The 24,783-nt window shown below is 31.6% G+C and carries 14 protein-coding genes; 12 read left to right on the top strand and 2 right to left on the bottom strand.

Annotated features, from left to right (window positions below; translation table 11 throughout):
* The first annotated feature begins 59 nt into the window (after positions 1 to 59).
* Together OIO11_RS07875 and OIO11_RS07870 are read left to right on the top strand one after the other, a co-directional pair.
* Complete coding sequence (locus OIO11_RS07875) at positions 60 to 1,430, top strand: efflux RND transporter periplasmic adaptor subunit (RefSeq protein ID WP_268070896.1); 1,371 nt, start codon at positions 60 to 62, stop codon at positions 1,428 to 1,430.
* The gene (locus OIO11_RS07870; protein WP_268070895.1) at positions 1,430 to 4,543 is read left to right on the top strand and encodes an efflux RND transporter permease subunit; all 3,114 of its coding nucleotides are present in this window, start codon (positions 1,430 to 1,432) and stop codon (positions 4,541 to 4,543) included. The genes OIO11_RS07875 and OIO11_RS07870 overlap by 1 nt, the downstream gene beginning before the upstream one ends.
* A gap of 192 nt (positions 4,544 to 4,735) precedes the next feature.
* Here the strand turns inward: OIO11_RS07870 and OIO11_RS07865 are convergent, their stop codons facing one another.
* Positions 4,736 to 5,560: a YihY/virulence factor BrkB family protein gene (locus tag OIO11_RS07865; protein WP_268070894.1), complete on the bottom strand. Its 825-nt coding sequence runs from the start codon at positions 5,558 to 5,560 to the stop codon at positions 4,736 to 4,738.
* 903 nt (positions 5,561 to 6,463) lie between these two features.
* Between OIO11_RS07865 and OIO11_RS07860 the strand changes: the two genes are divergently transcribed.
* The 8 genes from OIO11_RS07860 to OIO11_RS07825 all read left to right on the top strand — a co-directional run bounded on the left by OIO11_RS07860 (position 6,464) and on the right by OIO11_RS07825 (position 19,464).
* Positions 6,464 to 7,606: a hypothetical protein gene (locus OIO11_RS07860; RefSeq protein WP_268070893.1), complete on the top strand. Its 1,143-nt coding sequence runs from the start codon at positions 6,464 to 6,466 to the stop codon at positions 7,604 to 7,606.
* A gap of 72 nt (positions 7,607 to 7,678) precedes the next feature.
* Entirely contained in the window at positions 7,679 to 11,071 is a 3,393-nt protein-coding gene (locus OIO11_RS07855; protein ID WP_268070892.1) for an Ig-like domain-containing protein, read from the top strand.
* A 90-nt stretch (positions 11,072 to 11,161) separates the two neighbouring features.
* Positions 11,162 to 14,347, top strand: coding sequence for a SwmB domain-containing protein (locus OIO11_RS07850; protein WP_268070891.1), 3,186 nt, complete (start codon positions 11,162 to 11,164; stop codon positions 14,345 to 14,347).
* Positions 14,348 to 14,730: 383 nt separating this feature from the next.
* Positions 14,731 to 16,569 (top strand): FlgD immunoglobulin-like domain containing protein, encoded by a 1,839-nt coding sequence (locus OIO11_RS07845; RefSeq protein ID WP_268070890.1) that lies wholly within the window; start codon positions 14,731 to 14,733, stop codon positions 16,567 to 16,569.
* Between the two features lie 77 nt (positions 16,570 to 16,646).
* Entirely contained in the window at positions 16,647 to 17,471 is an 825-nt protein-coding gene (locus tag OIO11_RS07840; protein WP_268070889.1) for an SLAP domain-containing protein, read from the top strand.
* 42 nt (positions 17,472 to 17,513) lie between these two features.
* Positions 17,514 to 18,401 carry a hypothetical protein gene (locus OIO11_RS07835; RefSeq protein ID WP_268070888.1) on the top strand — a complete coding sequence of 296 codons (888 nt, stop codon included), beginning with the start codon at positions 17,514 to 17,516 and terminating at the stop codon, positions 18,399 to 18,401.
* 298 nt (positions 18,402 to 18,699) lie between these two features.
* The gene (locus tag OIO11_RS07830) at positions 18,700 to 18,882 is read left to right on the top strand and encodes a hypothetical protein (RefSeq protein ID WP_268070887.1); all 183 of its coding nucleotides are present in this window, start codon (positions 18,700 to 18,702) and stop codon (positions 18,880 to 18,882) included.
* 192 nt (positions 18,883 to 19,074) lie between these two features.
* On the top strand, positions 19,075 to 19,464 hold the full coding sequence (locus tag OIO11_RS07825) for a hypothetical protein (protein ID WP_268070886.1): 390 nt from the start codon (positions 19,075 to 19,077) through the stop codon (positions 19,462 to 19,464).
* Between the two features lie 21 nt (positions 19,465 to 19,485).
* On the opposite strand, the gene OIO11_RS07820 is transcribed toward OIO11_RS07825, so the two are convergent.
* Complete coding sequence (locus OIO11_RS07820) at positions 19,486 to 20,145, bottom strand: TetR/AcrR family transcriptional regulator (RefSeq protein ID WP_268070885.1); 660 nt, start codon at positions 20,143 to 20,145, stop codon at positions 19,486 to 19,488.
* Positions 20,146 to 20,335: 190 nt separating this feature from the next.
* On the opposite strand from OIO11_RS07820, the gene OIO11_RS07815 reads away from it, so the two are divergent.
* The gene (locus tag OIO11_RS07815; protein ID WP_268070884.1) at positions 20,336 to 21,673 is read left to right on the top strand and encodes an efflux RND transporter periplasmic adaptor subunit; all 1,338 of its coding nucleotides are present in this window, start codon (positions 20,336 to 20,338) and stop codon (positions 21,671 to 21,673) included.
* A gap of 14 nt (positions 21,674 to 21,687) precedes the next feature.
* Positions 21,688 to 24,777, top strand: coding sequence for an efflux RND transporter permease subunit (locus tag OIO11_RS07810; RefSeq protein ID WP_268070883.1), 3,090 nt, complete (start codon positions 21,688 to 21,690; stop codon positions 24,775 to 24,777).
* Positions 24,778 to 24,783: the final 6 nt, after the last annotated feature.

Genomic DNA, 24,783 nt, shown 5'->3' with positions numbered 1-24,783 from the left:
AACATTCATATAAAAAACGATAAAATTATATAATATATAGGAAACAAGGAGGGGCCGAAATGAAAAAAAAAGCACTATCAATAGCATTGGCACTAGCGTTGGGAATAGGAATTTTCACGGGATGCAGTAAAGGCGCTAAAAATGAAGTTCAAGCTGAAGAAGAAAATTATACACCAGTTAAAGTTGAAAAGATAAAAAGAGAGCAATTATACAATTCTGTTGTTATAACAGGTAAAATCACAGCAGATAAGGACACAGTAATTTTACCCAAGACACCAGGAATAGTAGAAAGCGTTGCGGTAAAGGTTGGAGATGCTTTAAGTGCAGGCACAACTTTATTTACCTTGCAGAAAACAGATGCACAGCATAGGATTGATCAGGCAAAGGCAGGATTGGCTTCAGCTTCAGCAGCCGTTGAACAAGCACAAGTCGGTGTAAACTCTTCAAATAAAGGTATAGATGTTGCAAAAGCAGGGCTGGATTCGGCAAAAGCTGCTTATGATACTGCAAAAGCAAATTATGAGTTAAATTATGAAAAAATTCAAAATGCAAAACAGAATTTTGAAAGAGTGAAAAGTCTTTATGAACAGGGAATAGTTTCAAAAGCTGAATATGAACAGGCAGAGCTGGCAGCTTCCGATAATTCAATAGAAGTATTTAAAGCACAGCTTAATCAGGCAGAATCATCATATAATCAAGCAAAAAAATCTTTTGAGCAAACAAAGGCATCATCTCAAAACTCAAGCGTTGGTGTTAAACAGGCTCAGGCAGGATATAGCCAAGCTCAGGTTGCGTACAATCAAGCTATGCAGGCTTTAAAGGATTTGACAGTTACATCACCTATCAGCGGAATAGTATCCAGTGTAAGCATAGAAAAAGGTGAAATAGCATCAAATGCACAGGAAGCTGTTACTATTGTTGATATGGACAAAGTTTACCTTGAAGTTAATGTAACAGAAAACCTGGTTAATAAACTAAAAAAAGACCAAGAAGTAGAATTGGACATAGAATCAATAGGTGCAGAAGCAGTAAAGGGTAAAATATATACCATAAGTCCTGCAGCAGATTTAAAAAACAATCTATATTCTGTAAAAATAGAAATTGCCAATAAAGATCATAAAATTAAACCAGGAATGTTTGGTAAAGTTTACTTCAAGACTGATTTTATAAATAATGTACTGGCAGTTAACAGTGAAACCATACTTGTAGAAGAAGGAAAAAATATTGTATATGTAGTGAAAGATGGAAAAGCTCAGAAAAAAGAAGTTAAAATAGGAATGGACAATGGAAAGTATACAGAAATAAAAAGCGGTGTACAAGAAGGAGAAGAAGTTATTGTAAAAGGACAGCAATATGTACAAAATAATACAAAAATAAAAATTATCACTGATAAAACTCCTAACGAAAATGGAGCAGGGGGTGACAAATAGTGAATTTACCTCAGTTCTCCGTTAAAAGACCAGTAACTACAATAATGTGTATGCTTATTATCATACTTTTCGGTACAATCTCTCTATTGGGACTGTCAGTAGATATGTTTCCAAAGATAGAACTGCCTATAGCTATTGTATCCACATCCTATCCAAATGTAGGACCAGAAGAAGTAGAAAAGCTGGTAACAAAGCCTATAGAACAAGCTATATCTACAGTAGAAGGTATAGATAATGTAAGATCTAGAAACAGTGAAGGAAACTCTCTTATCATAGCAGAATTCAAAGATGGTACAGATATGGAATTTGCAACTCTGCATATGAGAGAAAAAGTAGACATGATCAAAGGACATCTTCCAGATAGTGTTAAAGCTCCTATGGTTATGAAAATAGACCCAAATGCTCAAGCAGTTATGATTTTAGGCGTAACTGATAAAAAATCTAAAGACTTGGCAAAACTTCAAAATATAGTAAAAGAAAATATTCAATCTAAGCTTGAAAGAGTAAAAGGTGTTGCTTCAGCAAATATATCTGGAGGAGTAGAAGAACAGATAGAAATAAAAGTAAATGAAGAAAGACTTCAAGGATATGGACTTAGTATAGATTATATTTCCAATATACTGCGTGGAGAAAATATAAATTTACCTTCTGGCCAAGTATATAAAGGAAATCAAGAATTGCTGGCAAGAACTATGGGAGAATTCAAATCTATTGAAGAAATAAAAGAAATCCCTATACCTCTTAAAACAGGCGGCGTTATTACATTAAAAGATGTGGCAGAAGTAAACCGTAATAACAAGGAAATAAATCAAATATCCACAGCTAATAAAGAGAATTGTTTAAGCCTTAGTATACAAAAACAATCAGATGCAAATACGGTTCAAGTAGCAGATGGAATAAAAAAAGAAGTAGAAAATCTTAAAAAAGCCTATCCAGAGTTGGATATTAGAATTCTAATGGACATGGCAGAACCTATAAATAAATCTATAGATGGTGTTTCAAGTGCTGCAATTCAGGGTGGACTATTAGCAATATTAATTCTATTGATTTTTTTAAGAGATATAAAAAGTACATTAATAATAGGAACAGCTATACCAATTTCTATAATAGGTACATTCTGCTTATTATATCTTAATAATGTAACTCTTAACTTGATGACTCTTGGAGGGTTATCCTTAGGAATAGGTATGCTGGTGGATAACGCCATAGTTGTACTTGAAAATATATATAGGTTTGTACAGGAAGGATATTCGGTAAAAGAAGCGTCAATTAAAGGTGCATCAGAGGTAACAATGTCGGTTGTAGCATCTACACTTACTACTGTAGCGGTATTTTTCCCTATAATGTTTACTAGTGGCATAACTGGAATGATGTTTAAAGAATTATCTATGACAGTTATATTTTCCTTGGTTGCTTCATTAGTTGTAGCACTTACGCTTATTCCAATGCTTTCAGATAAATTATTGAAGGAAGAACAAATAATAGAAGGGGCAGATGTGGTAAGAAAAAGTAACATCTTTACAAAAATTGGAGAAGCTTTTGAAAAAGGATTTATTTCAGTAGAAACAAGATATAAAAAAATATTGGGATGGGCATTAAAACACAGAAAATCTACAGTATTTGCAGGTATAGCTATTTTTATAGTAAGTATACTCTCTTTGACTATGGTAGGAGCTGAATTTATGCCTGCCTCAGATATGGGACAATTTACAATAAATGTAGACTTGCCGATAGGAGCAAATCTTAGAGATACTCAGGATATTACAAACAAAATAGAAGTTGTACTTGGAAAAGTAACAGAGGTAGATACAGTACATACACAAATAAGTGGATCTTCTATGTTTGGGGAAAGCAGCAGCAAAAATCATGCTTCAATTTCAGTTACATTAAAAGACCTAAAAGAAAGAAAAAGAAGTACCGATGAAATTGTAGACTGGGTAAGAAAAGAAACAAAAGATATTCCAGGTGCTGAAATGAGCTTTACATCTCAACAGGCTATGGGAGGAAGTTCTAGCCCTGTGTCCATAAAGATAAAAGGTGATAACTTGGATACGCTTAAAGAATTGGGTGACAAGTTTGTAGGGGAGATTTCCAAGGTAAAAGGAACAAGAGAAGTGGAATCAAGCTTGGGAGAAGGAAAACCCGAAGTAAGAATAAGATTAAATAGAAAAAACGCATCTCAATATGGAATTACAGCAGGAGCAGTGGCATCACAAGTGGATATGGTTATCTCAGGTAAAACAGCTACCACATACAAGCTTGATGATGGTGATGAAATAGATGTAATTGTAAAAGGAGATGAAGTATACAGACAAAGTATATCAAATCTTAAAAATATCAACATACAAACTGCAGCTGGAATCAGTATACCATTGAATTTAGTAGCAGATGTAAAAATAGAAAAAGGACCTGTACAAATACAGAGAGAAGACCAAACAAGAGTTATAACTGTTTCAAGTCAAATATATGGTAGAGATTTAAAAAGTGTTATGGGGGATGTTAACCAGCGTATAAGCAAGATAGATATGCCACAGGGATATAGCTATGAAATAGGTGGAGACAATAAGGAGATGATGGAATCCTTTATCAGCTTAGCTAAAGCTTTAATAGTTTCCATACTTCTTGTATACATGATAATGGCTTCACAATTTGAATCCTTGTTAAATCCATTCATAATTATGTTCACAGTACCATTAGCTCTTGCGGGAGGAGCTTTAGGGTTATTTATAACAGGAAAAACTTTATCTGTTACATCCTTCTTGGGCTTTATAGTTCTTTCAGGTATAGTTGTTAATAATGCCATAGTTTTGATAGACTATATAAACATAAGACGAAGCAGAGGGGAAGAAAGAGAAGAAGCTATTCTTGCAGCAGGACCAACAAGATTAAGACCTATTTTAATGACTGCATCAACAACAATTCTTGGTCTTTTACCTATGGCACTAGGTATTGCAGAAGGATCAGAAATGCAAGCACCAATGGCAGTAGTAGTTATCGGAGGACTATTACTATCTACAATATTAACTTTGGTATTCATACCAGTAGTGTATACTTTGTTTGATGATCTTAAAAATAGAAGAAAGAGAAAAGCGCAGTTGAAAGTTGAGAGTTGAAAGTTGAGAGTGTGAAGAAATAGATGACAGATGACAATTGACAGGTGACAGTGAAGGAGGTTTTGCTGAGGCAAAACTACATTATATTAAAAGAACGAGGTATAATATGGATTTTATCCATATTATACCTCGGATTTTTTAAAATGAAGTTTTTCTGTAAGAAAAACATCCATAACTGTCAATTGTCCACTGTCAATTGGTTTTCGAGTTTAAGTATAACCCATTAATTTCTCCACCAGTAAGAAGAATAATGGAACTGAGAAATAACCATATCATAAGAATAATAACAGCACCTATGCTGCCGTATATTCTTGAGTAGTTATTAAAATTATCTACATAAAAAGCAAATCCTATTGAAACAACAACCCATCCAATAGTAGCAAAAACAGCTCCAGGAAGAACATTTTTCAATACCAGATTTCTAGTAGGAGTAAACATATAAATAAGAGCAAAGGTAAATACCATAGATACCAGTGTAATAACATATCTTAAAACCTTCCATAATATATCAAAGTTTCCAGGTAGATTTAATCGTGTGCTTAAAGTCATTCCGATGGCATTTCCAAGTACTAAAAGAACCAAAGAAAATATAATCATTAAAACAAGAATAAAGGTACATATAATTGATGTAACACGAACTTTCCAAAAAGGACGTTTTTCGTCATCATCATAAGCTTTGTTAAGTCCTTTTATAACAGCATAAAATCCATTAGAAGATATCCAAATGGTAACCAGTAAACTGAAGGAAAGTAAATCACTTTTCTGTGAATCAAAAATTTCTATTATAGTAGTAGAAATTAATTCGTATGCAGGCTTAGGTAGTATGCTTTTTAGACTAAAAAGTACATCGCTGCTCGTAACAGAGCTAAAGCCAATAATAGTCAGTAAAAAAATTAAAAAAGGAAAGAAGGATAAAAGCAAGCTGTAAGCAAGCTGAGAGCCTAAGGCTAAAATATCATCTTCTTTTAATTTGTTTAATAACCTTAGAAAAACAGATTTATTTAATTTACCTTTCAATTTTATAACACCTCACATATTAGTAACCAGTGACCAGTAACCAGTAACCAGTAACCAGTAACCAGTAACCAGTAACCAGTGACCAGTAAAAAACAGATTACTGATTTAGGTTTTGTTAATTATATTACTAATATTCAATGTAAAGGAATTTTATAATTGAAGAGGTTATGGAAAAGATATTATAAAAAATTTTAAAATTTTTTATAATTTATGGAACTTTTATTAGAAATACTACGTATATATAGTAGAATGTTTAATAATAAGAAAAAGCAACCAATGATAATGGCAAACATTACTAGTGAAATAAGCATAAAGTAGTGGAGTTTATTCACGATTAATTGAATATAAGAAAAAAGAAATTAAAATTATAAAAAATTACAAAAAAAGTTACAAAATTTGTAATGAGAATATTTAGAATTACAGGGCAATAAAATATAGGGTGGCAATTTTAGAAGAAAAAATATGAATTAAAAAAGTATTGCATTTTATGGTAATATAGGATAAAATCATAACGATAAGGTAAAATATATATAATAATATAGGATATAATGGTAAAATTATTTCCAAAGTTAACAATTAACAAGAATAAAATGCATATTTTATGTTGATATGTGGTATAAAAACCTATATAATTAATAATGTGATAAAGTTACCAATGCAGTTAAGTAATTGTTAAAAATGAAATACAGATTGACTTTACAACATTTTTACAATAATAAAGAAGGGATTATTCTTTAATTGTAGAATATTGAGGTAATGCAGATTAATTTTAAAAAAGGTAATAATAAGGAATCATAAGTTTACATTAGTTATGTTTCCCGATTTTACATAAATTATTCAACCAAAAGCTTAAAATTTAAAAAAATATAATTAAATTTAATCAAAAAATGGGAGGGAACTAAAGTGGTTAAAAAGAAAATTAGCATGCTTTTAGCAGCAGTATTAGTAGCTTCAGGTGTGGCTGTAGCAGCTCCAGCTAAAGCAGAAACAAAAGTAGCTGTAACTTATGCAGCACCAGTACAAACAATGGTGGAAACTGACAATAAGGTGGAATTTGCTCTTCAAGCAAATACAGCAGATGCAGTTGAGTACAAAGTTTGGGCTCAAAACATTAAAACAGGTAAATGGGTAGAATTAACAAATGGCTATCAATTAGCTGAAGTAGGTTCAAATCCATTTATACCAGCAACAGTTAAAAACTTAGAAGAAGGAGCATACAAAGCTTCTATCTGGGTAAGAAAAGCTGGTTCAGAAGCTAAATTTGACAGCTATACTGTAAGAAAATTCAAAGTTCAAAAAGATGGATATTTTGCTGCAAGAGCAAACATGGACGAACTTGGACTTAAAGATACTTATAAAGTTGGAGAAAGTGTAACTCTTACAGGAGCAGATCAATATAAATTACACATCTTTGATCCATCAGCACCAGTAAGATCAGAAGGATGGATGTTAGATGATACTTATGAAGGTGCAGAAGCTACTTCATATAAATTCACAAAACCAGGAACATACATGGTAGATGTTTGGGGTAAAAAAGCTGACAGCACAAACAAATACGATGGATGGGTTCTTAAAGTAGTAACTGTAACTGAAGGACAAGGCGAAGTTATACCAACTATCGAAGTAGCACCAGGATTAGATGCTATGAGCAGAATGGTTAAAGTAACTTTAAATGTTGAAGATCCAGAAAACTACAAAGTTACTTATACTGATGGAACAGAATTAAAATACTATTCAGAAAGCAAAACATTCAAAGCAGTAGTTTACTCTACTAATGAAGAAGCTTTAAAAGATGCTGCTAGCTACAAAATAGTATGCACAAAAGCTGAAGTAGTAGAAGCAACTATCGAAGTAGCACCAGGATTAGATGCTATGAGCAGAATGGTTAAAATAACTGGAGTAGACGGAGATAAATACGACGTTGAATATAAAGACGGAACAAAATTAAAGTACTATGAAGAAAGCAAAACATTCAAAGCAGTAGTTTACTCAACTAATGAAGAAGAATTATTAAATGGTGATAATTACACATTCACTGCAAAATAATTTAGTTATTAAAACTAAAATAAATAAATTTTAAAAAATTAATTGGTCAATATATGAGGAGGTAAAAATATCATGGCAAAACAAAAAAAGGTTGTTAATGTACTTTCAACAGCAGCATTAGCAGGATTAGTTACATCAGCAATGTTATCATCTCAAGCTTTTGCGAAAGTTGATGCATACACAGTAAAAGTTGGAGACGCAGTATACAAATATGACAAAGCTGACTTAGTAGCATCTTTCTTAGATAATTCAGAAGGAATAGATGCTCCTTTATATCAAGATTTCACATCTAAAGTATCAGAAGGAAAAGGCGTTTACGCTTTCCACGATGATAAAAGCGGATATGTAAGCTTCGGTTCAGTAGCAGATGCTTTCGCAGCTGCTGAAGGAACAGATTTCGATATGAATGCTTTCACAGAATCAGACAAAGCAGAAGTAGTAACTGTTTCTTCAGTTAAAAAAGCAGTTGTTGTTGACGGAAAAGTTAACTACAATGACGAAGGTGAATCATCAACTGGAGAATTGAAAGTTGAGTCAGTAAGTGCTATTAACGCAGCTCAAATTAAAGTTACATTCAATAAAACTTTAACTGGAGATGCTAAAGACGAAGCAACTGATGAAGATAACTATACTTTAAAAAATTCTAAAGATGATGAAATAGATGATATCATCAAGAGTGTTGATGTTGAAGAAGGATCAAGAGAAGCTATAATAACAGTAAACTACAATGAAATTGGAACTGATGATGAAGATTATCAAAACCAAGCTGAATTTAAGTTAGTTTTAGATGAAAAAATTGCTGGTAAAGAAATTGAAAAGAAATTCAAAGTTTCAGATTTCGAAACTCCAGAAGTTAAATCTGTTGAAGTTGCTGGTATTAGAACAATAAAAGTAAAATTATCAGAACCAATAGTTTCTAAAGGAAAAACTGCTGACGATATATACAACGACTTAGAAGAAGCATTTAAAATTAATGACGGTGACTATTCAATAGACAAAATTGATGCTATTGACAATGGTAAAGAATTAAACATCGTTCTTTTCAGTGACTTAAAAGATGGTCAAAAAATAAAAGTTGAAGTTAAATCAGAAGCAACAGACTATGCTGGATATTCATTAAAGAAAGACACATTTGATGCAACAGTAAATGTTAATAAAGAAGAATTAGCTATAGTTAGTTATGAAAAAGCTAAAGATAGTGAAATCACTTTAGTATTCAATAAAGATATTAAATTCCATGATTATAAAGATGATACTAAGATAGCTTTAAAAGGCCAAAAATCTAAATATGGAAAAGACTTTATAGAAAAAGATGATGATGATTTCTTTGAAAGCTTCTATCATACTACAGCTAAAAACCAAGCTGAAGCTGTAGAAATAGATGGAAACAAACTTACTTTATACTTTGATTCAGATCATACATTACCAGAAACAGCATATGTAACAGTAGATGCTGATACATTAGAAGATTTATGGGAGAAAAAGAACAACAGCTTAGTTACAAAAGCTCAAATAACTAAAGATATGGTTAAACCAGAAGTTAAAGAAATTGAACAAGATGATGATTCTAATAGAAAAATAAAAATAACTTTCACAGAAGATATGGAAGAAGAATCAGCTACAAAAGCATCAAATTATACTGTAAAAGATGAAAACAAAAAAGAAATAAGAGTTCATAAAGCTAGATTAGATGGCGATGAAGTTACATTAGAATTAACAAAAGACTTAGAAGATGGAGACAAATACAAAGTAACTATAGAAGATGTTGAAGATAAAGCTGGAAACAAAATTGCTGATGTTACTAAGGAATTTGTAGCTAAAGAAACTCAAGCAGTTGATTCTGTAAATGCAAGATTCTATGATGCGGGAGAAAGCAATCAAAAAATAGTTGTTGACTTTGATACAAAAATGTTAGCTGATGGAAGCAGATATGCTATCAACACCCTTGACAACTATGACTTAAACCTAACTCTTAAAAACGGAAAAGATTATTCTATTAACTTATCTGATTATGATGACGCTAGCATAAAAGCAGTTGAAAATGATCATAAAGTAGAAATAAAACTTCCAGGAAATAAAGCAGACAATGATGAAAGATTTAATTTTAATGATGCAACTAAGATTGAATTAAAAATAAATAAAGTAGAAGATACTAATGAAAATAAGAGCGCGATATTAGAACATGTAAAAGTTAACCCTAAAAATAGTGATATTAGTTTAGATTCAGATAATGATCAACCAGTAGCTATAGATAGAGAAACTATCAAAGTAACATTTGAGGATGAGTTCAAGAAATTTGAAGATAAAGATATATCACTTCAATATGGTACACTTACAAATGGAAAATTCTCAAAAGTAGGTGAACTAGAAGAAGGTAATAAAAAAGTTAAAACAGAGAACGGTAATACAGTTGTAGAATATACATTAAAAGAAGCAGAACAATTAAACTACAACGGAACATATAAAGATCAAAATTATGTTGTTGCTGTTGTAACTAAAGAAAATCCAAAAGATATTAAATCTGAAAACAGATACGGTGATACATTAGCTGCAAATCAAACATGGATTGTTAAAGACGAAATAGCTCCTGAATTAGCTAAGTTAGCAGGTAAAGATGATCCAAAACCAGAAGTAATATATGGTACAAAAATAGATGACAGAGAAGACTACAAAGATGCAGTAATAGTAAGTGGTTATGCTAATAAACAAGCTACTGTAAAACTATACTTCGAAGAAGATATAAGAGATATAGATAATATGAAACCTTATATGTTTGATACTAAAGATGATGATATAGATGTAGTTGATGTAAAATCTGAAGGTAACCATACAATTGTCTTAACACTTGATGCAAGTGATAGTGATGATAAAGAATATACTAAACTAGATGATTTCGTAGGAGTAACAATTTCAACAGGTAATAATGAAGTATTTGATATGCTTTCTAAAGATCCTAACAAATCTAAGGTTGATGCTGTAATAGAAGTTGAAGATAAAAAAGCTGTACAAGAAGATAAAGTTGCTCCAGTAATCACTGGTGTAAAAGATCTTACTCTAACAGTTGGTGATACTTTCACTGAAACTGCAAAAGCAACTGATAATGTTGATGGAACAGTAGAAGTAAAAGTAGAAGGTACTGTTGATACAACTAAAGCAGCTACTTACACTTTAAATTACACTGCAACTGATAAATCAGGAAACAAAGCAACTGCTACAAGAAAAGTTGTTGTTAAAGCAAAAGATGAAAAACCATCAGTAGACGTAGAAAAAGTTATAATAGTTAACCAAATAGTGCCAGGAAAAGCTGTAGTAATTGTAGAATTAAAAGATGTTGATTCTACTAAATACTCAGTAACAATAGATGGTGTAGAAGCAAAATTCTCAAATGGAAAATTTGCAGCAGCTGTTGATGGAAACTATACAGCAGACACAGCTAAAGATTTAGTAAAAGTTACACTAAAATAATTTAAATAAATGAATAATAGTGAGGATCTATTATAGATCCTCACTACTATCTAAATGTTAAATCACAAATTAAGGAAGGAATGAGTAGTAATGAATAATAAAAAAAATACAAAAACAGCCTTATTATCAAGTGCTGCGATTGGTACATTAATAGCTACGGCAATATCAACAAATGCATATGCAGCAACAGATGCACTTTTAACTGAGTCTAAGACTGTAAAAGGAGATTTTTCTCAATACAACCTTGATCAATTACTTCTTTCAGCTGTAAACAAATCATTAGATTTACCAGCTGGATTATACGATGACTACATGTCAAAAGACCTTGTAGCATTCCATGACGATGTAAAAGGATATGTTGATCAAGCAGCAGTAATGAATGCAGCAGTAGATGCAGCTCTTGCAGGAGAAAACTTTAAATTAGACAAGTATACTGAAAATGTAACTGCTGATAAAGTAATGGATGCTCCAGAACATGTTACAAAACTTACTGAAGATGAAAATGGTAATGTTAAACCAGTAAATCCAGCAGAAGAACCATTAAAGGTTCAATCAGTTACTACTGTTAATAAAACAAGTATTGTAGTAAAGTTAAATAAAGAAGCAAAAGAAACTTTATCAAAAGATTTCTTTCAAGTAACTGGAGCAACAGTTACTTCTATTGAACAAGGCGTAACTAAAGATGTTTATATATTAAATATTGAATCTTTAGACGGAAAAAAAGGAACAGTAACAGTTAATGGAATATCTAAAGATTATGACTATAGCGCTGTTGTTGTGGATAAAGCTAAGGTTGAAGGCGTACAATTTGTAAACTACAGAGAATTTAAAGTAAAATACTCTACTGTAGTAGATGAAGCTACTGCAATTAATCCAGCTAATTACTATTTTGAAATAGTAGAAGGTACTGCTGGTAAGTTAGGTAGTAACCCTACACTAGGAAGTGATAATAATCTTTCTACTTTACCAGATGCTGTTGTATGGTTTGCTTACACAGATGACACAAAAACAACTAGAAAAAACATTATATCAGAAACAGTAGATGGAAAAACTGTCGTGACAATCAATCTTCCTGAATCAGCTAGATTCGATGGACCTAATCCACTTAAAGTAATATCTGAAAATCGAGACTCAGTATCAGTAGGCCAAGACAAAATATTAAACAAAGATGTTACAGTGCAAGTAGCAGTAAGAAACGTTAAAAATGCTGATGGTGTAAGAAACATAGACACAGCAGTATTCCCAATGCTAATTAGTGATACAGCAAGACCTGAACTAGTTAGTGGATACAAAACAGTAACTAACAAAGAAGAACTAGTACCGTTCAATCCAATAGCATCTACTACAGTAGAAGTTGAAGCTGTTGATGATGCTAAAGATTTAATAATTAATTTTAATGAGCCTGTATACAAAGCTGATAGTGTAATTATGTACGTAGATGGAGAAGTAAAAACAGCAAACATTAGTTTCCAACAAGCAGATGGAACAACTTCTTCAACTTATGCTAATGCTTCAAGAGCAATAATAGATGTCAAAGCTGCTTTAGGTGATAAATTTGCTGCATCTAACGAAGTTCACAACATCAAAGTCGTTGGTGTAAAAGATTTAGCAAACAACATAACAATACCAAGTACAATTGAATTCAATGTGAAGTTTATAAACCCTGCTCAAACAGAAAAAATAGCACCACAAATTTTAGGAATTCAACAAATAGCAGATAACATAATTGAAGTTGAATGGAATAGAGAAGGAGCTAAAGCAGATACTGATGGTATTTCAATCTTAAAACCAGATGGAACAGTAGATGTAGATTATGCGAATATTGCCCAAACTGAATCAACAAAAGTACCTTCTGGAGAAAGAAAAGGTAGATTCTTCTCTACTATAAAATTTAATGCAACAGATAAAGCAGATGAAGCAGTTGAAGCAGATGCAGTTAAAACACTAGCTTATGATGGACAGGACTTTGTTAACCGTACAATTAAAATAGAAAATTTAATAGCAGATACAACAAAGGGAACTCAGAAATTTGAAGAGTCAATTAGACTTTACAAAGACCTTCAAGCACCAGTTTTCGATAAATTAGCTATTAATGATTTAAGCGATGAACCTGAAACTTTCCAACAAATAAAAGATGGAAATATGACAAAAATAAAATTAAGAGTAGTAGATGAAACTCCATTTGGAGTAAATGCAGCAAAAAGTTCTGTTAATGCAATGAAAGCAGATGGTTCTGCAATAGCTGGAGACTCAGATGTACTTAATAAAATAAGAGTTTCTTATGAAAAAGATGGAGTAGTAAGAACAAAAGAAATATCAACTCTTACAGGAGCTGGATTAGATTCTGATGTATTAACAATAGATTTAACAGGTAATCCTGAGTTGTTAAAAGACGGTATATTAGTAGAAGGAGCAACTTACAAGGTGGAAGTACCAGAAGGATTCTTCTCAGATTCTATACAAGTTGTTACTCCAGCTAGTAATACTGACCATGAGTGGGTGGATTCTAGACGTACTGCTATTAAAGGATTTACCTCTTTAGCGTTTACAGCAACTGTAACAGTTCCAGGAACTGCTGAAGAAACTGTAAGTGATATTGTACCACAAACTTCAAAATCTCTAATTACTGTAATTCCTCAACCATCAGTTAGCAGAGATGAAATTCAAATTCAGTTCAAAGGTGCAATAGACCCAGCTACACTAAAAGACCCATCAAACTACACATTAAACGGTAAAACTTTAGCAGCATGGGGATTATCTTCATCTGATATCACTTATGTAGTGGATGGTCCAGATGTAAATACAGCTAATAAGTATGCAAGATTCTTTGCTCCAATAGGTTCAGTAACAGTAGATGGGGCAGTAGAAATTACGGTTGAAGGAGTAGCTAACCTAAAAGGCGCTAAGATGACTCCAGTTACAACAACTATAGATCTTAAAGATAACAAAGCTCCAATGAATATAGCTTCTGAATTAGAAGGTGCTAAGAATATTGTTCTTACTTTCGATGAACCTATAGATTTAGCTTCAGGGGCAACTCCAGAAGATGCTGCTAAGAACTTTGTAGTTAAAGTAGATGGTCAGATTATAGCTGTTTCAAAAGCTACAGTAACATCTACAAGAGCACTTACTTTAGAATTGTCTCAAAATATCTCTAGCCCAACAGCTAAGATAGAAGTTGAAATTATAGAAGACAATAATGGTAACATATTCGTTACAGATAAGTCTGAGTACACTAACAAAATTGTAGAAGGAACAGTAATAAACGTACAATAATTAAGCTAACAGAAAACTCGGTAGCTTTGCAAATCCTCTTGGGGGTTGTGAATGGAACAAAATAAATTTGAGATGGAAGGGAAACCTTCCTTCTCAAATTTAAATAAATGAACGGACTTAAATAATTGACAATTGAGAATTGACAGATGCCAGTAAAAAAACATTTCAAAAACGAATCAAATCTTAAATTCACAAACATACTGCACTCATATCTTGCAGTGAAAAATTAAATACGCATATCTAAAAATTTATAAATGAAAGACTAATGGGTATATCATATCTATTGGTCTTTTGTTTTAAAAAGTAATTTTCTAATTTAACTATATATTATTTTTCATATCATTAAGCCAAATAGTAAGATGAAATATAGGAGAGGTACATATATGAGAAAGATTAAATCAATTTTCAATATAATATTAGCTATAATTGTAATATTTATTTCATGTACAAGTAGTTTTTATGCTGTTGCTGAAACAGCATATCCTTTAGACGATGGAGAGATAATTTTAGAAAAGCAGGTATATGAGGATAAAATTGAATTATTCACAGAAAAACAAGGTAAATATTTCAAAAAACATATTCAGAAAAAAAATAACAAGTGGGAAGTTATTGATAATGAAGAAATAACATTAAACAAGACAGGATTAAAAACAGATAGAAATGCCAAAACAGATAAGAATTTAAAAACCGCTTTAGAAAATAAACTCCGTGCAAATGGATATGAATTAGAGGAGTTACCCAGTAGTCTTGATTATTCTGATTCACCGTATCTACCAGCTATTGGGAAACAAAATGAAAATAGTTGTGTAGCTTGGTCTACAGGGTATTATTTGAGAACCTATCAGCAGGCAATGGACATTGGTTGGAAAATAAAAGATGGTGATTCAAATGTTGATAATCATGTCTTTAGTCCTTCTTTTATATACAATCAAATAAATGAAGGTGTGGATGAAGGAGCAGATTTACAAGATGCAGGAGAATTATTAACTAATATAGGTGCAGCAACTCTTGATAATTTTCCTTATATTCCAGAAGATTATACTACACAACCTAGTTATAGCGTAATACAAAAAGCAGCCTTGAATAAAATAAAAAGCTGGAGAGTATTATATACCAATAATGATTCTCCAGAGTATATAGTACAAAAAACAAGAGAATACTTAAATACTGGTGATCTTGTGGTTGTAGGACTTAGTATTGGATTTAAATTTCAATATCCTTATGAGGCAACAGATGGAACAAATATAATAACAACAGAAGAATATACCAATGGTGGGCATGCTGTTGCAATTGTTGGGTATGATGATAATCTAATAACTCCAGATGGAAAAGGTGCTTTTAAAATTATAAACTCTTGGGGAGAAAATTGGGGAAATAATGGTTTTTGCTATGTAACATATGAAAATTTTGTTAGAAATATGCGCCTTGGATGTGTGTTTACAGATTTAGTTAATGGAAGAATAGTTGATGATATACAAGATATACAAGCTGAAGCTATATCACCTAATGAAGTTAAGTTTACATGGGACAAACCTGTAAATGCATCAGGATATAAAGTATTAGATGAAAACTTTAACGTATTAGCTAATGTATATGATAATACCTATATTGAAAAATTAGATACTCCTAAAGAAATAAAAAGATATGTACAAGCTTTTAATGCTATATCTACAAGTAATGTAGTATCAGCTACTATAGATACCAATGACATAATAGAAGAAATATTGCCTTTGGATACTAATGATAGTGTTGATTTCAATATAAACTTTAGTGGCAGTGGTAAGTATACTGTAAAAATAAAAGATAATGAAGGTAATTTGATCAAAGAAGAAAAAGACTTGCAATCTAAAAGTGGATTAAATGAATATAATTGGGATGGAACTGATAAGGATTCAAAAATAGCTGTAAATGGAGCCTATAAGCTAGAATTAATTACAGACAATTCTAGTAAACCTTGTGTTATTGATTTTAGAAAAGATAGTACAGTAAAACAAGCTAGTGCTAAAAAATATAAATTAAATGATGAAACTATCAGTATAAAAATAGATGCAACATCTAAAATAGATGGAAAAGTAAATGTAAGAATGTATCAAAATGGAGAAGTAAAAGATTTAATAAGTGGTGATAGTATAAAAGAAAATGAAACAAAAGAATATTTAATAAATAAAGATGAATTAGATTTAAATAATGAGGATATAAAAATAGAAGTAAGTGTTTATTAAAATTTCTTATTTTTTTATTTATTTGATGATATACTATAATTCGTAATAATTATATAAATTTAGATATGGAGGTATATATGAGTAAGGAAGAAAAGAGTTGTAAAAAGAATGTTGAATTAGAATTATCTATTCAATCCAGTAAAGAAGAAATAATGTCAAATTTACAAAAAGAAGTAATAAAAGAAGAGTTGGAAGGTTTTGATCCAATAAAAGAAAATGATGTAAATATAAGTACTTCCTATATTTTTGATTTAGGGGATAAACTAGAAGCAAGTGTGTTTTTTAGAAATGGACTTGGAGGAAAAATAAATTTCGATAAAGTTCCTCTAATTATAATAGATGGTGATGGAAATAAAGTTGCAAGTGAAATTTTTTCTTTAAAAGCATTAGGCTATATTCCACCTTATAGTGCAAGACCATGGAAATTATATTTTAGTAAGCAAAATATACTTATAGATAAAACACCATGTCAAGATTGGAAAGTTGCTTTTGATAGTAATTTACAGGCTTTGAAAACAGTAAAAGTGGTATACGAAGATATGCCTAAAGACATGGATATGATGGTACAGAAACATTTAAATGACTATTTAGATAGTCTTACTTTATTGAAGAAAGATCAAATAACCATTAATACATATAACGCTGAGATAAAGGATAATAATAAAATAAATATTACTATCTTGGTACGTAATGGTTCTGATAATAAAATTAAGATAGAAGAATTACCTATAACTCTTTATGATAAAGATAAGAAAGTTATATGTTCTATATCTTTAGCTTTGAAAAAGTTAGAAGTAAATCCACTTAAAGCTAGATTCTACAAGCTTATCATTAATTTTGATGCTGAAAAATACAGCGAATACAATTTTGAAAATTTATATGTAGAATTTAAAGCTATTTAACATACTGAAAATTAAAGTGAAGAAAAAAGGAGCAAGACAAGGATGAATAAGAAGATAATAGGTATAATTATAGCCGTTATAATTGTATTTGTAACAGTATTTTCAACTATTTCTTTTAGTAGTAAAAAAACAGTTAGCAGCAATTCTAAAAGAGAGATAACCATTTCCAAAGAGGTTTCAATAAAATATGCCTTTGCTGATGTAGATTTTGATCAAATGATTCAAGAAGTTGATTCTAAAGATGAGGATACTAAAGCAGATTATGTTTTTATAAAGTTCACCGGAGCAATTGTGCCTAAAAAAGTTGAAAAGAGTATACTAGGTATAGAAAACTATAAGTTAGATGGAAAGCCTATTCCAACAGGAAGTGAAATTTTAGTAGACAGTAAAAATGGAAATTCTTTGTTAATAATCAAATTGCCAAATGGAACTTTCAAAAATAAAAATAATGGACATACACTTGAAATAGCAAAAGATATAAATATTAATGGTGAAACAAAAATAACTGGTGATTTTAAATTCTCATTACCTTACAGTAAAAAACAAGCACCTGTAAAAGATGAAAAAAAAGAAAGTACTAAAAATAATACATCACAAAATAATAAGCCTGTAAAAGAAAACACTAGTCCTACAAAAGCTACAAAAAATGATGTGAAAAACAATCCGAAAGATACTGCCAAAGATACTACAATTGCAGATAAGAATATTCCTAAATATACAATAGAACTCGGAAAAGGTATACCTCTTACTACAATTGTACTAGTAAGACTTGATACTAAGGATGTAGAAAAGTTTAAAGTATCAGTAGATGGCGTTGATTTGAAAATAAGAACTGATAGTAAAAAAAGAAAAGTATTTATAGGTTCAATAAAGAAAGACTATTCACTAGATGAAGTTGAAAATCTGCTTAATATTTCTAAAGTAAAATAATACAAGTAATTATATTTTAAAAGACTAATAGTAGGCTCAACCTAATGTTTCGCAAGGCTCCTCAGGTGGTTGTGAACAAATTATTAACAAATAAAGAGAGAAGGAAAAACTTTCTTCTCAAATTCAAATCTAAGAAAAGAGTACTCATTCAAAGTGGGTACTTTTTTCATTTTTGCACTAAATTTAGCTTAGTAAGGGCGATGACAAAAAAGTTTAAAGAATTTTTCTCAAATTTTAATCTAACAGCATATATAAGTATGAAACTAAATTTTCTAGTAAAAAAGAAGGAGGAATCAAAATGAAAACAATTGATTTTAAAGTAAGCAAAACTAAAAAGAAAGGACTAACTAAAAGAAAAAATAGTGATGTAGAGATTATAGGTGAAGATTATGTTGAAACGGAAGATTATGATATGTTTATAGAGGGAGAATATGAATTAAAACCAAATGAAAAAGTAATAAAAGTTTTTAAATTTAGATAGCAATAGCAAGCTCTCTCCATGCGATCCTTTACAATATCTTCGGGGTTGTGAACAAAGACTGTTAAAAAGAGTATTCACTAAAAGTGGATACTCTTTTTATTTTGGGCAAATAGTTACACACATCAACTAGAAATTTTCTCCCCTCTATAGTATAATTAAATTCATAATTAAGTAACAATGGAGGATATTAAAATGACAAGAAAATCATTAAGAAGAAAATTAACAGCCCTAGTTTCTATATTAGCCCTTTCAGCATCTCTTGCTGCTTGCGGTAAACCAAAACCAGTTGCACCACCTAAGGATAAAAATACAAAGGTGGAAGATAAGGCTATGACAGAGAAGATTACTAAAGAAGATATCGTATCTGGAAGCAAGGTTTATATTAAAGACAAAACAATCACAGCTACTATGGTTATTAAAAAAGGAGCTAAGCAAGAGGATATTACTAGAATAGCTAATCAATATGCTGAAGAACTAAAGGTGCAATATAAGAATTTACAAGAAGAATATAAAGGTATGTCTATCAATGTACAGGCAGTACAAGGTGGCAAGAATGTAGCTAACATACTAATTGAGAAATAATCAAAGCCAGCAGAGCTTATTTTAAGCTTCTGCTGGCTTTAGTCCTGTCTTCAGAACCTCCATTAACTGTGCAAATATATTTTGCAGTTCAGTTTTAGAATCTGAAGCTTCCCCTTCCATTACCTCAAGAAGTTCTTTATAGTTCAGACCAAGTTTAAGATTTATGTAGTTCAGCAGGGCTTCTGATAAATTTATTATGCACAAAATTACAAAGTCAACATCTAAAGATTGTTTTATCTGCCCTTCCCTCTGCCCTTTCGATATCAGATTTTTTATGAATGGTTTTCCATGTAGTGAGTTTAGCACTTGTGACTGTTCTATATATTTATTATCAACAGCAGTTCTTAAAAATTTGCTTATGGTTGGAAATGTCAAGTCAAATTTCATATAGTTAAATACTGTACTTCTGTATATTTCAAAAAAATCGCTCGTAGTAGTTGTATCTATATTTTTTTCCAAATAGTCTATTTTCTTATTCATTGCATAGTCCAGTAAAAACAAATATAAATCCTTTTTAGTTTTAAAATACCTGTAAAAGCTCCCTTTTGCTACACCAATTTCATTAATTATTTTATTAATGGATGCTGTTTCAAAGTTATGAAATGAAAATTCTTTTAAAGATATGTCAATAATCTCTTTCTGTCTTTCTTCAGATAAGTTTAAAAAAGTTTGTTCTGGCAAACTATCCCCTCCTTTTAAGCGACTAACCAGTCACTTGAAGTATAAAACATTTTTGAAATACTGTCAACATATACTTGTTATTAAAGATAATATTATCATCATTGACAGTATTTTCATGGTGTGATAATATTATCTTGTATTAAGCGACAGGGTGGTCGCAACATTTAAATAATTCTTCTGGGGGGATTCTATGAAAAAGTTAGTTTCAATTTTGCTTACAGGAGCTGTAATGTTTTCACTGTCTGGATGCGGCAGAAATGCTAAGGCAGGAGAACAGGAAAAAGTAATACCTGTAAAGATTATGGATATTAAAGAGGAAAACTATCCTGTGCTGTTGGAGTATTTAGGAAATACAAATTCAGAAGATGTAATAAAATATAGCTTTAAAATACCAGGAAAAATTGCACAGGTAAATGTTAAAGAGGGAGATAATGTAAAGCAAGGACAAGTGATTGCTGTATTGGATACTCAGGATTACAATTTTGCAGTTGATGGTGCAAGAGGTCAGATGGATGCTGCACAAGGTCAGATGCAGGCTGCGCAAGGAAAAATATCCATGGCAGAGGCTCAAGTGGCAGCAGCAAAGGCACAGTATGACAAAGCTATGAATGGTGCGCAGAAGGAAGATATAAACAGTGCCAGATTAGCTGTTAAAAATGCTGAAAATAATTATAATTATGCAAAAGAAAGCTGTGAAAGACTTGAAAAGCTTTATAAAGAAGGCATTGTTTCAAAGCAGCAGTTAGATGATGTGAAAATTAAACTTGATGGTGCCAAGGTTGCTTTAGATAATTCAAAGGAAGTATTGTCAAAGGCTGAAAATGGTGCTAGAGCTGAAGATAAGGAAAGTGCTCTCGCTCAGTATAATGCTGCAAAAGCTCAGTATGAAGCAGCAAAATCTCAATATCAGGCAGCACAGGGTCAGTATAATGCTTCACAGACTCAGTACCAATCCAAGCAGAGTATGCTTCAAGATACAACTCTTACATCAGGGGTATCAGGATATGTGGTAAAGGTACTTAATAAAGCTGGTGAAAATACAGCTGCTGGATATCCTGTTGTGGTAATTCGTACAGAAGAACAGGTTATCGATATACAAATAGCTCAAAATGACATACAAAAAATAACTGTAGGTACAAAAGCAAATATAAAAATAAATGATATGGAAATTGAAGGTACAGTTGCTGAAATAGATCAGACTCCTGATCCAAAAAGCAGAACTTACAAGGCAAAGATTAAAATGAACACAAAAATTCCATCAGATAAATTTTATGTAGGTACTGTTGCAAAGGTTAATATTAAGCTTTCAAATAAAAAAGGCATATGGCTTCCTATAACAACCATTTTAAATGATGGTGAGGATTATGTTTATGTGGTAGATAAAAACAGGATATCAAGAAAGAATGTAACCATTGAAAGCATATATGGAGATAAGGTCCTAGTAACAGGAGTATCCCTTAGTGATAAGGTTGTAACTGAAGGTTTGAAGAATGTTAAGCCTGGTTATAAAGTAAATGTTGTTAAATAGAAAGGGATGGAGAGATGTCTGGTTTAGTTAAAAGTGCAATCAAGCATAGAAAGATAACCATATTTTTAACTGTATTGATTTTAATATTTGGACTTCAGATTTACAGAGTAATACCTAAGCAGGAGAATCCTGATGCATCTGTTGGAATAGCAAAGGTATTAACTATATACCCTGGTGGAACTCCAGAGGATGTAAAAAATTTAGTTACTAAAAAATTGGAGGATGCAGTCTCAGAGGTAGATGGCTTTGATTATGTGGAATCATACTCTAAAAATAGTGTTTCTGTTTTAATTGTATATCTAAAGGATGATGCAGATCAAGATAAATCATGGAGACAGTTAAGAGATAAAATAGATGATAAAAAGGGAGAACTTCCAAGTGAGTGTTTTCCAAGCGAAATCGATACGGATTTAGTTTCTACAGCAGGAATGATAATAAGCTTGTCAGGAGACAATTATTCCTATGACCAGTTGGATTCCTATGCGGAGGAAATAAAAGCAAGACTGGGTAAAATAGATGGAGTTACCAGATTCGATGTAGACGGTAAGCTTAATAAAGAGGTTAAGGTTGATATAGATATTGAAAAACTGAATAATTATCCTATTTCTGTTGAGGATGTTACAAAGGCTCTTCAGGCACAGAATATAAAAATACCGCCTGGAGCTGTTGAAAATAAAGATTCAAAAATAGATGTAATTACAAGCAATGGTTTTCAATCGGTAAAGGATATTGAAAATGTTATTGTATATATTTCCGATGATACTGGCGCTGTTGTAAGACTTAAGGATATTGCAAAAATTCATATGGCTTATGAAGATGATGCAGCTATATATAAGCAGGATGGTAAAAATGCTATTTTGCTTACAGGACATTTTGAAGAAAATAAAAATATTGTATTAATCGGTAAAGATGTTAGAATAGAATTAGATAAAATCAAGAAATCTTTACCAAGCGATTTGAATTTTTATGAAGTGTTATACCAACCAACAGACGTAGACAATGCGGTTTCAGATTTTATGGCAAATTTGATAGAAGGTATCGTATTGGTTGTTGTTGTAATATTTGCAGGGGTTGGAGTAAGGAATTCTATAGTTGTATCTACCGCTCTTCCTATTTCAATATTAATCAGCTTTATATTCATGGAGATTTTTGGTATAAAGATACATCAGATTTCAACTATGGCTCTTATTATTGCTCTGGGTATTCTGGTGGATAATGCTATTGTAATAAGCGATGTAGTTCAGGTTAAGATTGATGAAGGAGTAGACAGCGTAAAAGCTTCCTTTGATGGTGCAAAGGAATCAGCTGTACCTATATTTACTTCTACATTAACAACGGTTGCTTCCTTTGCACCACTGCTTACCATACCAGGTATACCAGGAAAATATGTAGAATGTATTCCAATAGTTGTTATTATTTCTTTAATTGCATCTTATATATCTGCTATGCTTATAACTCCAGCTTTAGCATCTTTATTCTTTAAGAAAACCACTGATAAGAAAAAAGGCAAAGGTATGACAAAAATTCGTGGAGCCTTTGAAAAATTATTAGACTTTGGACTTAAAAGGAGAAGAATTACTATTGCAATAGCTGTAGTGCTTTTAGGATTAACAGCACTATTGGCGTCAACCTTGGGACTTCAGTTTTTTCCTTATGCAAATAAGAATATGATGTATATAAATACAACCATAGAAAAGAAGGGTGACTTGAAAGCCACAGAAAAGGTTGCCACAGAGGTTGAGAAGGTTCTTAAGGCTCAACCTGAAATCAACAACTACACCACTGGAACAGGAGATGGAGTGCCTAAATTTTGGGTTGCCATGCCAACCTCAGTGCCTTCTAATGATTTTTCACAAACTAAGATAGATTTTGATTTGGATAAAGGTAAAAGATTTGAAAATAATGAAGAATTTTCAAACTATCTTCAGGAAACATTAGATTCAAAAATTGTAGGTGCTAAATGTACAGTTTATCCACTTCAATATGCAATGCCTAAGGAAGCGCCTATTGGGATAAGAGTTTTAGGCGATGACATGGATAAAATATATGCAGCTTCTGAAAAGATACAGGCTGCTGCCAGAGAAGTTGAAGGTACCTGTAAAATTCGTGATGATGCTGCTGAGAGAACATATCAATATAAGGTGGATATAGATTCAGATATGGCATCGGAGCTTGGTATCATAAAATATGATATTGAAAGACAGATAAATATTGCTTTAAGAGGTACAGAATCCTCTGTTTACAGGAAAAATGGTAAAGAGTTCAGCATTATTGTAAGCAGTAATATTGATACTAAAGAAAAGCTTGAGAATTTAGGAATTAAATCTACTCTTGCGGGTCACAAGGTTCTTTTGAAGGAAATTGCAGTAATCAAGCTGCAAACTCAGATTGATACAATAAAAAGATACAATAAAGAAAACTGTGTTAACGTATATGTTGGTGTTAAACCAGGTGGTAATGCTGTAGATATTCAGAATGTCATAGAAGAAAAATTAAAAACTATGAATTTGTCTGGAGTCAGAATAGAGTACTATGGTGAGAAGGAAGATATTGTGAAATATTTTGGTAAATTAGGAGTATCAGCAGGAGTTGCTATTTTCTTTATTTATATAATCCTGCTTATACAGTTTAATTCTTTTATGCAGCCATTTATTATATTTTTAACAATACCATTGTCTTTAATAGGATCAATTATAGGATTATTTATATTCAGACAGCCCCTTTCCCTAATGGCTCTCATGGGAATCGTAAGCTTGGTTGGTATAGTTGTAAAGAATGCCATACTGCTAATCGAATATATAAATAAGGCAAGGGATGAAGGACATTCTCTTGATGAAGCTTGTAAGGATGCAATGAGTAAAAGATTCAGTCCTATTATATTGAGTGCTTTCACAACAGTAATGGGTCTTGCTCCTATAGTAGCATCAAGAAATCCTATGTTTGTTCCTATGGCAGTTGCACTGATGTGCGGCTTGATTATATCTACCTTATTGACCTTGGTTGTTATACCTGTGTTATACCATTTAATAGAAAGCCGTTCTATGAGACTTAAACAAAGAGTTGCAGATTTAAAATCAAACAAAGGAAATACTTTGGAGGGATGAGAAAAG

The organism is Clostridium sp. ZS2-4, from assembly GCF_026719745.1.
Lineage (GTDB): Bacteria > Bacillota > Clostridia > Clostridiales > Clostridiaceae > Clostridium_H.
This window is presented reverse-complemented; position numbering and strand designations above follow the sequence as displayed.